The 13,527-nt window shown below is 51.3% G+C and carries 14 protein-coding genes; 2 read left to right on the top strand and 12 right to left on the bottom strand.

The window, feature by feature from the left end; genetic code table 11:
• Positions 1-79 precede the first annotated feature (79 nt).
• The 9 genes from PBOR_RS35380 to PBOR_RS09950 all read right to left on the bottom strand — a co-directional run bounded on the left by PBOR_RS35380 (position 80) and on the right by PBOR_RS09950 (position 6,996).
• Positions 80-814, bottom strand: a complete 735-nt coding sequence (locus tag PBOR_RS35380; RefSeq protein WP_052429412.1) for a phosphotransferase enzyme family protein — start codon at positions 812-814, stop codon at positions 80-82.
• Positions 815-829: 15 nt separating this feature from the next.
• The gene (locus PBOR_RS09985; RefSeq protein WP_042211545.1) at positions 830-1,027 is read right to left on the bottom strand and encodes a hypothetical protein; all 198 of its coding nucleotides are present in this window, start codon (positions 1,025-1,027) and stop codon (positions 830-832) included.
• Positions 1,024-1,920 (bottom strand): alpha/beta fold hydrolase, encoded by an 897-nt coding sequence (locus PBOR_RS09980; protein ID WP_042211541.1) that lies wholly within the window; start codon positions 1,918-1,920, stop codon positions 1,024-1,026. The genes PBOR_RS09985 and PBOR_RS09980 overlap by 4 nt, the downstream gene beginning before the upstream one ends.
• A gap of 32 nt (positions 1,921-1,952) precedes the next feature.
• Entirely contained in the window at positions 1,953-2,687 is a 735-nt protein-coding gene (locus tag PBOR_RS09975; protein ID WP_052429411.1) for a TetR/AcrR family transcriptional regulator, read from the bottom strand.
• A 1,255-nt stretch (positions 2,688-3,942) separates the two neighbouring features.
• The gene (locus PBOR_RS09970; protein ID WP_245648109.1) at positions 3,943-4,197 is read right to left on the bottom strand and encodes an aspartyl-phosphate phosphatase Spo0E family protein; all 255 of its coding nucleotides are present in this window, start codon (positions 4,195-4,197) and stop codon (positions 3,943-3,945) included.
• 193 nt (positions 4,198-4,390) lie between these two features.
• Positions 4,391-5,581, bottom strand: coding sequence for an aminotransferase class I/II-fold pyridoxal phosphate-dependent enzyme (locus PBOR_RS09965; protein ID WP_042211538.1), 1,191 nt, complete (start codon positions 5,579-5,581; stop codon positions 4,391-4,393).
• Between the two features lie 13 nt (positions 5,582-5,594).
• Positions 5,595-6,095, bottom strand: coding sequence for an Lrp/AsnC family transcriptional regulator (locus PBOR_RS09960; RefSeq protein ID WP_042211536.1), 501 nt, complete (start codon positions 6,093-6,095; stop codon positions 5,595-5,597).
• Between the two features lie 205 nt (positions 6,096-6,300).
• Entirely contained in the window at positions 6,301-6,696 is a 396-nt protein-coding gene (locus PBOR_RS09955) for a spore coat protein (RefSeq protein WP_042211534.1), read from the bottom strand.
• A 63-nt stretch (positions 6,697-6,759) separates the two neighbouring features.
• Entirely contained in the window at positions 6,760-6,996 is a 237-nt protein-coding gene (locus PBOR_RS09950) for a hypothetical protein (protein ID WP_042211533.1), read from the bottom strand.
• A gap of 187 nt (positions 6,997-7,183) precedes the next feature.
• Here PBOR_RS09950 and PBOR_RS09945 point away from each other — a divergent pair, with 187 nt between their 5' ends.
• Positions 7,184-8,422: an NAD(P)/FAD-dependent oxidoreductase gene (locus PBOR_RS09945; protein WP_042211532.1), complete on the top strand. Its 1,239-nt coding sequence runs from the start codon at positions 7,184-7,186 to the stop codon at positions 8,420-8,422.
• Positions 8,423-8,534: 112 nt separating this feature from the next.
• On the opposite strand, the gene PBOR_RS09940 is transcribed toward PBOR_RS09945, so the two are convergent.
• On the bottom strand, positions 8,535-10,094 hold the full coding sequence (locus tag PBOR_RS09940) for a flavocytochrome c (protein ID WP_042211531.1): 1,560 nt from the start codon (positions 10,092-10,094) through the stop codon (positions 8,535-8,537).
• 179 nt (positions 10,095-10,273) lie between these two features.
• On the opposite strand from PBOR_RS09940, the gene PBOR_RS09935 reads away from it, so the two are divergent.
• Positions 10,274-10,732, top strand: a complete 459-nt coding sequence (locus PBOR_RS09935) for a hypothetical protein (protein WP_042211530.1) — start codon at positions 10,274-10,276, stop codon at positions 10,730-10,732.
• A 408-nt stretch (positions 10,733-11,140) separates the two neighbouring features.
• Here PBOR_RS09935 and PBOR_RS09930 read toward each other — a convergent pair whose 3' ends face one another.
• On the bottom strand, positions 11,141-11,863 hold the full coding sequence (locus PBOR_RS09930) for a response regulator (RefSeq protein WP_042211529.1): 723 nt from the start codon (positions 11,861-11,863) through the stop codon (positions 11,141-11,143).
• Positions 11,860-13,509, bottom strand: coding sequence for a DcuS/MalK family sensor histidine kinase (gene dcuS, locus PBOR_RS09925; protein WP_099052455.1), 1,650 nt, complete (start codon positions 13,507-13,509; stop codon positions 11,860-11,862). The genes PBOR_RS09930 and dcuS overlap by 4 nt, the downstream gene beginning before the upstream one ends.
• Positions 13,510-13,527: the final 18 nt, after the last annotated feature.

Below are 13,527 nucleotides of genomic sequence, written 5' to 3'. Positions count from 1 at the left end.
TATTCATTATATGCCTGCGGCAGGAGTCCGCCATCGGGCCCCGGGTCCACCACTTCCTCCGCCCCGGGACGTACAAGCATTACAGCAGTCTGAATCCCAGGCAAGGTTCCCCGGCTTCGATCGTCCGCCTCATTCGGGCAAGATATGTCTTCTGGCCTTCCGTAAGCGCGCCCGGGTCTGTGTGCACCATATGATAGGTATAAGAATAAAGATGCCTGTAATCTATAAAGTAGCCGATCTGAGCCATGAATCCGGTATCGGGGTTCCCCCTGCGGTAGCCTTTCATAAAAGCGTGATAAAATGCCAGCACAGCATCCTTCTTGCCGGCACCTTCCGGCACAGTCTGGGCCATATGATAGACGGCAATGGCAATATCATACGCAAACCAGTGGTATTCCGCATCCCCGAAATCTATCACTGTCAGCGTGCCGCCATGCAGCAGGAAGTTATGCGGGTGAAGGTCGCCATGAATCAGGCCGAATTCATTCCCGGAGGTGCCAAGGCGGCTGAATTCTTCCTGGTATACCTTCCACTTTTGCGACAAAAGAGGGGCTGTTTCTATCCTCTCTGCCAGCAGAAGTATATTCTCCTGCCAATGCGGATGCGGATGGACTGCCTGGTAGCTCCGGGCACAGGAATGCAGCCTTCCCATCGCCTCTCCCCAGTGCTCGAATAACAGCGGATTCCAGACCGTCTTGTCTTCCCGGTTCACATGTGTACCTTTAACCTTATGGAACAGAATATAATAAAAAGACTCTGACACCGGGTAAATATACTTCCCGGGCTCCAGGCACAGCGGGCGGATCGCATTCACTTCATTCTCCTGCAGCTAGTTCAGCCATTCCAGCTCCGGCAAAGTGTGTTCCTTGGGGACCACGGTGTGATCCAGTATTTTGACGACTATATTCTCCGCTCCTGCCCGCTCAAGCTCAAATACATTGTCGTTATACCCTCCAAGCGGCTTGACCGCTTCAGGAGGACAGCAAAGCTCTGTGAACACCTGCTGCCGGATACTCTCTGGAATCATTGCACTCCCCCCTGTATCTGCAAAAATTCTATCAGCTCCCGGTTGACCCGCTCCGGCTGTTCCATATTGATGCCATGGCCTGCCCCCCCGATCACCCTATAGCGGAATTCCCCGTCCTGAAGTATGCCTATAAAATCCTTCTTATGCTGCAGCCTGTAATCACCGATCAGGAAATACAGCTTATCCCTGACTATAGCCGCGCGGGCCTTGTCATAGAGCTCAATCCTCTGGACAAACATCGCCTGCTGGTTATGATTCTTCATGAGCAGCACGACATGCTCGGCCAAATTAGGATGTTTTTCCGCAAGCCGTGATTCCGGCGAACTGAGCTTATTAAATACCTTAAGCAGATTTTTGCGGGTGGGTACCATGATTTCCGGGAACATCATCAGCAGCGTCTGGATCATGCTTTTTAACGGGGCAGTGACCATTCCTCCTTCCATACAGACCGCCTTCAGCACCCTTCCTGGCTCGTTAACCGCATAATTGAAGGCCATGTACGCTCCGTTCGATACACCTGCCACATAGAATTGTTCCCGTTTCAAACCGTCAGCGACGCTGTTAATCCAATCCACCTGATTGAAATTCTGCTTATTGAACCTGGCACCCGGAATACTCTTTCCCGGCCCTCCCAGCGTATCCACTGCAATGCAGAAGAAATGCCGTGACAACTCCTTCATGTTCAGCAGCCACATCACCGCCGAATTATCGCCAACCCCATGGAACAGCAGCAAGGGCGGTAAGCCGGCCTCTCCCGCTGTTATACAATGTGTTGTCCCGTAAGGAGTCTCAATATCCAGCTCCTGAACCTCTGTCCCCCAGCCCCCGAGCAGTTCATTATAGGAACGGAGAACCTGTTCTTTGCCGGCATCGCTTTTAAATACCTTGACCATGGCTGACTCCACCTTTTCGGATATAGAATGGGCTAACGCTCCCTCTTCATGAAGCGCAGAACCAGTTCTGTAGATGGAAAAGGAGCAGCGGACGTGGTCTGCAATCTCGCAATACCAAGCCCTTGTATGAATGAAAAATACGCGATGGCGATTTCCACGGGATCTCCCGGAACAATCTCTCCCGCCTGCTGCCCGGCAATAATCAGGGGAACGAGATGCTCGAACGGCTTCATAATCTTCTCCTTCGCTACACGCTTGGCTTCCTCCGGAATGGCTTCCGAAGTGGCCGTCTGCAGCAGAATGAGCCGGAAGTGCTGCAGGGCAATACTGTCCGGTGAGAGGAAGGCCTCCGTCAGCCAGGTGATCCGCTCCATCGGGCTCCCCTCTAATTCTGCTGCATATTGCACCGACATTCCGGCTCCGTCTGAAGCCAGCTCAACGATCCTGGTGAAGATATCGTCTTTGGATTTGAAATACATATAGACATACCCCTGGCTGAAGCCTGCACTGGCGGCGATATCCTTGATTTTGGTTCCCGCATAGCCTTTCTTGGAGAATACCTCTACAGCATGATAGATAATCTGCCGGATCGCTTTGTCCGGAGCTAATTGCTCAAAGCCCTCAATGAATTTACGTTCCAGCAGCTTGCTATTATCACTCTTGCTGTTATCATTCTTGCTGTTATCACTCTTGCTATTATCACTCTTGCTGTTATCATTCTTGCTGTTATCATTCTTGCTGTTATCACTCTTGCTGTTATCACCCATGATTCCCATCTCCCTCAAAATGAATGACTGTTCATTCATTATACTGTGAAAGGATATTTATGTAAATTAAAAGGTTGACTACTTTGCCGCCGGCAAGTTATAGCATGCAGCCTATCATTTCATTCATTCAGCATAAAATCACCCTCACGGGTGAATCAAGCTGGAGCTCTTATGCGGTCTGTGCAGCTTTGGTAGTATTAAGGTTACCTCTCATCTCAATGCTTCCCTCAGACTACTTCCGGGCCAGTCCCCGGCGAAATCACATGCCAGAGCTCCTCTTTCCCGCTTCCCGCACACTTTTGGCGTAATCAGAGGGATTTATCCTTTTAATTTTCCTCCTGCCGCCCACTTTCGGCGGATTCAGAGGGATTTATCCCTTTAATTTTCCTCCTGCCGCCCACTTTCGGCGGATTCAGGGGCACTTTTGCTCCTCATTCACATATCCCGTCCATTTTCGGTGGATTCAGGGGCACTTTTGCTCCTCATTCACGCCTGCCGGTCATTTTCGGCGGATTCAGGGGCACTTTTGCCCCTCATTCACGCATCCCGCCCACTTTCGGCGGATTCAGGGGCACTTCTGCCCCTCATTCACGCCTGCCGCCCACTTTTGGCGGATTCAGGGGCACTTTTGCTCCTCATTCACGCCTGCCGTCCATTTTCGGTGGATTCAGGGGCACTTTTGCCCCTCATTCACGCATCCCGTCCATTTTCAGTGGATTCAGGGGCACTTTTGCTCCTCATACACGCCTGCCGGTCATTTTCGGCGGATTCAGGGGCACTTTTGCTCCTCATTCACGTATCCCGTCCATTTTCGGTGGATTCAGGGGCACTTTTGCCCCTCATTCACGCATCCCGTCCATTTTCGGTGGATTCAGGGGCACTTTTGCTCCTCATACACGCATCCCGTCCATTTTCGGTGGATTCAGGGGCACTTTTGCCCCTCATTCACGCATCCCGCCCACTTTCGGCGGATTCAGGGGCACTTTTGCCCCTCATTCACGCCTGCCGGTCATTTTCGGCGGATTCAGGGGCACTTTTGCCCCTCATTCACGCATCCCGCCCACTTTCGGCGGATTCAGCGGGATTCCTGATACAAGAATAATTCCGCCTTTCGGGCGGATCAGTTCCAAGTACAAAGCGACTCATCCACAACAGACGAAAATCATAATCACCTAGATTGTGCAACTGTGTGGCGCAATAAAAAACGGATATCCCCCGCAATGGAAGATATCCGTTTCAATATGAATTAGCCGTATTACTCGCTCTTGCGGCGGCGGCCTTTCATGTACTCATTAATCTTCAGATCCAGCAAGCTGCTGATGGCAATCACATTATCTGAGGTAAAGGAGTTCTCCTGCAAAAAAAGCTGTTCCATTCTGCTGCGGAGCACCTGAATTTCATTCTCCAGCGAGAGCCTGTGTGCATTTGCATCACCCCTGGGAGGATGTTTCCCGCTTCCGGAACTACATTCCCCGCCATAGGAAGGTAAGTAATAATCTGCGCTTAGCACAATCATCCCTCCTAATGTATTATTGCGTGATCCCCGGATATTGAGACTGAATTCTTCCTGCCCGGACCCTGCGCCCTATTCCAGAATAAGAGTTCCATGTAAGTGTATTACAGGTGTTTCTTGTCCTTAGAGTAAAATAATACCATATAGAAAGGTGATAGGCTATAGTTCAATTTACTTCATTCTGTGTGCATTACTCCGTCCGCTCGCGGGCCAGTTGTGAGACAAATGCCCCAATCCGTTCTACGGCTTCGTTCAATTGGGACACCGAGGTTGCATAGGAGCAGCGCAGGTATCCTTCTCCGCCCAGACCGAAGACACTACCCGGAACTGCGGCAACCTTATATTCCAGAAGCAGACGCTGGGCAAATTGATCTGAGGTAAGTCCGGTGCGCTGAATACTCGGGAATGCATAGAACGCACCTTGCGGCTCATGGCAGTCCAGCCCGGCATCGCGCAGCCCTTTGACGATCAGCCGGCGCCGCTGATTATAGGAATCCGCCATCCGGTCCTTCTCTTCCATTCCATTCGTCAACGCTTCAAGTGCAGCCACCTGCCCCATCGAAGGTGCACACATCACCGTATACTGGTGAATCTTCAGCATCGCGGAGATCAGATCGGGATGGCCGCAGGCGTAGCCCATGCGCCAGCCGGTCATGGCGAAGGCCTTGGAGAATCCGCTGACCAGAATGGTCCGGTCGAGCATACCCGGAAGGGAGGCAAAGCTTACATGATTGCTTCCATACGTCAGTTCAGCATAGATCTCATCCGAAATTACAATAAGATCATGTTTCTCTACCACTTTGGCAATGGGCTCCCAATCCTCGCGGCTCATAATTGCGCCAGTCGGATTGCTCGGATAACAGAGAATGAGAATTTTGGAGCGCGGAGTAATCTTGGCTTCCAGATCAGACGCGGTAAGCTTGAAGTTATTCTCTCCGAAGGTCTCAATGCCGACCGGAATCCCGCCGCCAATTGCTGTTATTGGTGAATACGAAATATAACAAGGCTCAGGAATCAGAATCTCGTCTCCCGGCGAGATCAAGGCGCGAAGCGCCAGATCAATCGCCTCACTGCCGCCGACGGTGGCGATAATCTGATTCGCCGGATTGTATTCCACCGCGAAGCGGGTCTGCAGATATTCGGCAATGCCCTCACGAAGCTCCGGCATGCCGGCATTTGAGGTATAGCCGGTGAAACCGCGTTCCAGCGAGTAGACGCAGGCTTCCCTGACATGCCAGGGAGTCTTGAAATCCGGTTCGCCGACACCGAGTGAAATAATATCCTTGCTGCCAGCAGCCAGATCAAAAAACTTACGGATGCCCGATGGCTGAATCTGCTGGACCAGCGGGGCCAAATAGGAATTCATCGACTTCGTAATCATGACATTACATCCTTCACGGAGATATCATCAGACGGTTGTCTTCTTCATGCTCTTCAAAGATGATACCGTCCTGTTTGTATTTTTTGAGCGTAAAGTTAGTTTTGGTAGAGAGCACCGCATCAATCGGCGACAGCTTCTCGGAGACGAAATTAGCAACTTCCCGCAGATTGCGGCCTTCCACTTCGACCAGTAAATCGTAGGCACCGGACATCAGATAGACGGATTTGACTTGCGGATACAGATAGATCCGCTCCGCAATGCCTTCGAAGCCCCGGCCGCGTTCCGGTGTAATCTGAACCTCGATCAGCGCCGTCACCCGTTCGTCGTCCACCTTATCCCAATTGACCACAGTCGCATATTTAACGATGACATGGTCCTGTTCCATTTGTGCAATCACAGTTTTGACATTTTCTTCTTCCGCACCAAGCAGGGTCGCCATAAGCGCTGTCGAGCTTCGCGCGTCCTCCTTAAGCAGTTCCAGCACTTTCCTCTTTAATTCATTCATTTCCTTCATGCCTTCCCTCCGGATAGTTCGCCAGACCGGTACCCTGCTTCAGGGCAAAGCGCCTGCGAAAAGAGTTTAGTATTAATATGACACGAAAATGACAGTTCTGCAAACAAAATAACCCCGCCGGGGCGGGGTTAAATGGATCTTTTTATTTGTGTTTCTCCACACCAGCGGACGGGCAGTCCTATGCTTCATCCGCCCCGGGTGAGGGTTACATATAGTAGGAACCGTTATTATGCTGCACATTGGGCTGATGCAGCGGAACATTGGAAGCCTGATTATAAGCACCGGCTCCGCCAGTTTTCTCACGCACGAACTGCTGGCATTTCTGCTGGGTCTGCTGGGCAGTCTGAATCTGCTTGTCGATATCCTGGCGCAGGGCTTTGCCCGGAGGCGTGTACATGTTAAGCTGCGACATTTGGGTATACAGCTCACCCTGAATTCTAAGCGTGTCCATCGTCAAATCGTTGAACACACGGCGTACCGCCGGACAATTCGACTCTGTGGCTGCTGTTGTATATTCCCGTACCGTCCGCTTCAAATCGGCCAGCACAGTGTTTAATAAATCCTCATCCGCCATGAATGGCGTTCCATTTTGTGCGTACACAATAAAACCTCCTTAAAGTTTGTGGAAACAAATTCGTGAGCTTCTGCCTCCTGCGCTCATCAACTATTGCTGCGGCTGAGTTGGTGCATATTGCTGGTGCTGATGCAGCAGCTGTACAAGCATATCCATATGGTGGGTATGACTTTGAATTTGCTGTACACAGATTCCGTGCACTGTGGAGTTCTGGGTGTTCCCGGCTGTAGCAGCCAGCTGCTTAATCAGCAAATCTTCGTTGGAAATGGAATCAGCGATGTATTCCAGTTCTTTTCCGCTAAGTGCCTGCATTTGGTTGGATTGCATGTTCGGTATTCCCTCCTTCTGGATGTTCAAGCGTTCCTTAGTATGCCGCAGAGTGAAGTTCTTTATGTGCCAAAAAGCGCAAAGACGCTTCTGCAACATTGGGATTCAAACCATAAAATCAGCGCATGAGCGGCCGTAAAATTGCAAACAATACCTTACCTTGATTATAAAAAGGAGCGACCAAACCATGAAACTCATCAGCGGGCAGCTGCCCTGGGAAAATACACTGCTTCATCCGCCGGTTTATCCGGTGCTGGATGGGGATATCACCTGCGACTGTCTGATTGTAGGCGGCGGTATGGGCGGGGCGATGATGTCCTACCGCATGTCCCTCAGCGGAGCCGATACCGTACTCATCGACAAAAGGGCGGTAGGCAGCGGAAGCTCCCACGCCAATACGGGACTGCTGCAAATTGCAAATGACAAGTCGCTGACCGCCTGCATAAATACCTTCGGGGAAGAGAACGGCGTGCTGTTCTATAAGCTGTGCCAGCAGGGCGTCCGCGCGATTCTCGACCTGCCGGCCAAACTGGAGATTGATCCGCAGATTATAGAACGCAGCAGTCTGCTGTATGCCAGCGTACCTGAGGATGTGCCCGCGCTTAAGCAGGAGCATGAGAACCTGATCCGGCACGGGTTTGATTCCGAGTTCTGGGAAGAGGATAAAGTACGTTCGCATTATTCCTTCTCCAAACCAGCCGCACTCTTCTCCCGGGGAGATGCAGAGACCAATCCGTTCCGGACCGTGCACAGCCTGATTGATAAAGCCTACTCCGGCGGAGTCCGGGTCTATGAGCATACTGAAGCCCTTAATTACGAATATAGTGCTGACGGCGTGGTCTGCCATACGGCGAACGGGCGGATCTATGCGAAGAATGTTGTGTTTGCTATGGGGTATGAAACCCAGGAGATGAAGAAGGACCGGGGGGCGGAGCTGATCAATACATATGCCATTATGACCAAGCCCCTGACGAGCTTTCCCAAATGGCATGAACAAAGTCTGCTCTGGGAAACCGCGCGGCCTTATCTGTATTTCCGCACCACGCCGGACGGACGGATTATTGCCGGCGGCAAGGACGAGCAGCTTACCAGTCCCGAGCGGCGCGATATCCGTGTGCTCTCGCAGTGCCAGCGGCTGCTGGAGGAGCTTGTGGCCCTGTTCCCGGAACTTCAGGGAATAGAGGCTGAATACTCTTGGGGAGCAGTCTTCGGCTCTACCCGTGACGGCTTGCCTTATATGGGGCCGCATCCGGAGTACCCGCACTGCTACTTCATTGAAGGCTATGGGGGCAACGGAACCGTCTACAGCATGATCGCCGCCGAGCTGCTGGCAGATACTCTTGCCGGCAAACAGCGCCCGGAGCTGGAGCTGTTCTCACTGACCCGGACGGCCAAGCCTGCACCGTCTCCGGCAATTCAGGCGTAAGCGGCAGAGGATACCGGAGAAGCAGAGATTATATGCAAAGAGGGATGCCGCCAAAGCCAGCAGCTTCGGGGCATCCCTTTATCAAGATAACAATGAGTTATGGAATAATGGCTTATTGTGCTTTTACAAATTCTGCAGATTTGATCCCTGCCTGGCGTCCAAAGATAATAATCTCAGCTACAGAGTTACCGCCGATACGGTTCTGGCCATGTAATCCGCCGACTACTTCACCTGCTGCAAAAAGTCCTGTAATCGCGTTGCCGTCTTTATTCAAGACTTCTGTATTGGTGTTAATAACCACACCGCCCATGGTGTAGTGAATTCCCGGGCCGATTTGAATGGCATAATACGGAGCGCCGGACAGATCATTGTCCATGCCTGTAGTTCTGCCGAATTCCGCATCCGACTTATTCTTCACTGCGCTGTTCCAGGTATCCACTGTCGTCTTCAGCTGATCCGCCGGAACGTTCATTTGTTCAGCCAGTGCCCGGGTGGTATCTGCTGTTAAGACCACACCCATCTTGATGTACTGGTCCACCGCTTTGACGCGGGATTTCACGCCGGAATCAAACACCAGATACGCTGATTTCTCCGGAAGGGTATTGATGGAAGCTGTAACTTTATCACGGGTATCCATTTCGTTGCCGAAACGTTTGCCCTCGCTGGATACGAGGATAGCCCCTTCGCCCCGGACTGCTTCACCGATCAGGTAGGATTTCTCCTGCTGTACTGTCGGGTGCACCTGAATCTGATCCAGATCTACCGTTGTGCCGCCAACCTGTTCAATCATCCGGATGCCGTCGCCGGTGCTGCCGATCTGGTTCGTGGTCACATAACCTTCGAGATCAGGTCTGACTTCGGTAATCATCTCCATATTAGCCCCGAAGCCGCCGGTTGTTACGATTACTGCTGATCCGGTGATTGTTTTCTCATCGGCCTGGTTGAACAGTACCTTAACGCCGTTGACCTTACCATCCTGTACGGTAAGTTCCTTCACATCCGCATTTACGAAGAGGGGAATCCCTTGCTCCTGAACGTTTCTCACGAGTCCTGCAACCAGGTATTGTCCGACTGCAGAGCCGTCTTCCGGACGGTGGGTACGCTTCTCTTTCATTCCGCCGGTGATCGTAATATTATTCAAACGGATTCCGATTGAATCCAGCCAGTCAATGGCACTTGCGGAATTGTCCACGAAAAAGCGGAGCAGCTCCTTGTTGTTCGTATCATGGCCGCCTGCCATAGTCTCTTCATAGAACAGATCATTGGTGTCCTCGATGCCCTGCTCCTTCTGGAACTTCGTCTGCGAAGCGTTCATACCCGAGGAGGATTTGGTGGTGTTACCGCCGGCAACCGGCATTTTCTCCAGAACGACCGGGTTCATGCCGTTTGCTTTGGCTTCCAGCGCCGCAGACATTCCTGCCCCGCCCGCACCGACAATGATGATGTCATATTTATCTTTTAACTGATCGTACGGTGTATAGCTCGCTTCGGACGCTCCCGATACGGCTTCAGCTGTCTCTTTAGGTGCAGTGGTTGCTGCAGGTTCTGTGGTTGCGCTGTTCTTGCCCTGGCTCTCATTGACACTTCCGTTAGCATTGCTGTTACCGCAGCCTGCGATAACCAGCATGACGGAAAAAACGAGTATAAGAGTCGCTGCTAATCTCTTTTTCATAGTAACGCTTGCCCCCTTGTGCATATTTTCACAATAATCATAGCGGCAAACAGGCCGTACTTGGAAGCTTACGTAATTAAAGAAACCGTTTAGTAATTAAAGTAACTGAATTTGCGTGGACGAGTCTATAGATTTATAATTGGGACTTACACAATCGTATGACTAGGAGGAACAGAACCATGGAAAAAAGCAAAAAATATATGCTTGCCGGCGCAATCCTGACAGCAGCAGGTGTTTCTCTAATGACCTATACAGCCAACCGCTACACTTCATTCAAAAAAGTGGTGGCCAGAACCATCCGGCTGGAAGACATCGCCTCACTTGAAATTACCCGTCTGTCCTCTGTTCCCGGCGAACAGAAGGATATTGTGGTTACTGAACCTGAGGCTATCAAACAAATATGTGAGGATTTCGCTGACGTCAAATTAATGAAATCAGCACGGAATGTAAGCACCGACAACAAATACAGCTATTATATTACCATCGTACAGGCTGACCGGAAGCAGCGGTTTGATATCATTCTGAAGGGCAAGCAGCATATGATTATTTACGATAACGATATGAACAACCCGCATTTAAAGGCTTATAAGATTATGGGTTCATTCCAGCCGCAGGCGTTGAAACTGGCTTTTGCCTAATTAGTGCAGCTGCATGCGAAACGGTATAACTGATGCTGTAGATAGCGTGCCCTGGTCAAACTATCAGGCGTACGCTATCGCTCCAGCAGTTCTTATCCTTAAAATCCTGCTCAAAATACAACATTTCATTTATATTATCTTCCATAATCGAAAAATGTTGTATAAAAGGCAGCAATTCTCCTCTTTTAAGTGTTCTAGCAGGTCAATTCTTGTATTTTGTACAACATTCCTCCCTAACACCCTGGTATACATAAACCCAAGTTGTAATTCGTACAACATATCGGATACATCGCTTCACTAATGATGAATGAAGTGAATTCTATTCTCCCGCCAAGCAACTGATTGGTTAGTGGGGAGTAAAGTGTGGTCAAAAAAAGGACCCGAAGGTCCCCCTAACGCTCTGTCCGCTTATAAATATCTACTTATAAGTTCATGTCCCTCCGGCTTCACCTTGTACATATACACCGGTCTGCCTACCGCACCGTAGCTGAGCTCCATCTCCAGAATGCCTGCCTCAGTCAGAAAAGCCAGATATTTGCGGACGGATATCCGCGAGATCGGTGCGTGGCTGCTGATATCTTCAGTGGAGAATACCGGGCTCTGCAGCCGGTTGATCGTACTCCAGATACTCTCTAGCGTGCCTTCTGTAAGACCTTTCGGTAAAGTTAGCACCGAAACTTTGTCTTCTTCTGCCTCGTGAACGGAATGGCGCAGCAGCTTATCCAGCTGTTCCTGGCTCAGATGCTCCTTATGCATTAGCTGAAAGTTCTCACGGTATGCCGACAAAGCCGCTTGAAAACGGGCAAACTCAAATGGCTTGATCAGGTAATCCACCGCCCCGTTCTGCAGCGCTTTACGGATACTGGCATTATCACTGGCCGCGGAAATCACAATAATATCCACCTTGCTCCCCTGCTCCCTTAGAGAGGACAGCAGCTGCAGACCGCTTGTATGGGGCATATAGATATCCAGCAGCATGAGATCGATGTCCTGGCCGGCCAGCATCTTCAAAGCCTCATCTCCTGAAGCGGCCCAGCCCGCGAACTCGAAGCCCTGAATCTGTTCGAGATAATGGCGGTTAAATTTCGCAACCATTGGGTCATCTTCTACAATCAGCACTTTAATGTTCATAGATTCTCCTCACCCTTTGCAGCGTATGGCACATCAACGATAAATGTGGTTCCCGGTCCGTCATTGGCGGCAATGTGCAGATGTCCCTGCAGTTTGTCCACGCTCTTCCTGACCAAATACAGCCCGATTCCCCGGTGTTCCCCCTTGGAGGAGAAGCCCTGGGCAAAAATCTGTTCCCGGAGCGCTTCCGGAATCCCCGGGCCGTTGTCGCTAACCTCACACAGCAGCCGCCCCTTTTCATAGTGAAAAGCAAGTTCAATCTGCTTGCTGTTGTGTTCACCTCTGTTATGTTCGCCTCTGCCATGTTCACCCGGCCCGGACCCTCCCAGCGCTTCCATCGCATTATCCAGTAAATTACCGGCAATGGTTATCAGCTCATGAATCACCTGAGGATCTTCAGGCTCCGGCAGATAACATTCTTCCGCCAGCAGCAGTTCAATTCCCGATTCGCGCGCCCGGCTCAGCTTCCCCAGCAGAAAACCCGCCATAACCGGGTCCTTAATCTGTCTCGTGATGGCCCCGATCTCCTTCTGGTAGTTACTTGCTGTTCCCAGAATATACTGCTGCAGTTCATCATACAGGCCCATATGCGTCATGCCCATAATGACATGGAGCTTGTTCATGAACTCGTGGGCACCCGCCCGCAGAGCATCTGCATAGACAGAAATACCCGACAGCCGTTCCGCCAGCACTTCCAGTTCAGTCTTGTCGCGAAACGTCGCTATGGCTCCGGCAATCTCACCGTCCACGCGGACCGGCAGGCTGCTTACGAGCAGTGAGATGCCGCCCAGCTCCAGTTCCTGGTCCTGCCTGCCTTCCCCGCTGGCCAGCACATGCTCCAGACGCAGCTCCGGCCAGTAATCGGCGATCTGACGGTTTACGACAGCTCCGGTAATCCCTGCCGCCTTGAGGAGCCGGTGCGCCTCCATATTGATAAGTGTGATGCGCCCTTCCTGGTCAATTGCAATAATCCCCTCGCGGATCGATTCCAGCATGGCGCTGCGTTCCTGCAGGAGCTTAGAAATATCCGCCGGTTCCATGCCGAACATCATCTGCTTGATTCTCCTGGCCAGAACAAACGCCCCACCGGCTCCAAGCAGAGCCCCTGAGACCAGAATGGCAATAATCGTCCATTCGTTCTGCCGGACCAGACGCTCGACCCGGTCCATAGACAATCCAGCTACCACGACACCGAGCTGATGTCCTCTTCCGTCATAGACCGGCACAAATGCCCGCAACGAGTTTCCGAGCGTCCCCGTTCCTTCAGAGATACTCTCTTGTCCGCGAAGCGCAGCCTCCTGCCCGCCTCCTACAAAAGGCAGCCCGACCTTGGAGGCATCCGGATGCGAATAGCGGATGCTGTTCATATCCATCACCACGACAAACAAAATATCATTGCGGCGTGTAATCTTGGAGGTATAGGCTTGAATCCCCTTGCTGTCCCCTTCGCTTAAGCCTTCTGACAGCAGCGGCATTAATGCAATCGTGCGGGCAATCGTAACTGCTTTATCCTCCAGTGCATGCCGGGTCTGCGGAATAATCAGATTACTGAATATAATATATAAGACCAGTAGAACCAGAAATACTACAGCAGATACCATCACCGCTACCGTTGTCCTTAGGCTGTAGTTTTTTTTCTTGGCCAAGGGTATAGCTCCCTCCTC

It is taken from the genome of Paenibacillus borealis (assembly GCF_000758665.1).
Lineage (GTDB): Bacteria > Bacillota > Bacilli > Paenibacillales > Paenibacillaceae > Paenibacillus_AQ > Paenibacillus_AQ borealis.
Note: the sequence above shows the minus strand (reverse complement) of the source record. Positions and strands in the feature narration are given on the sequence as shown.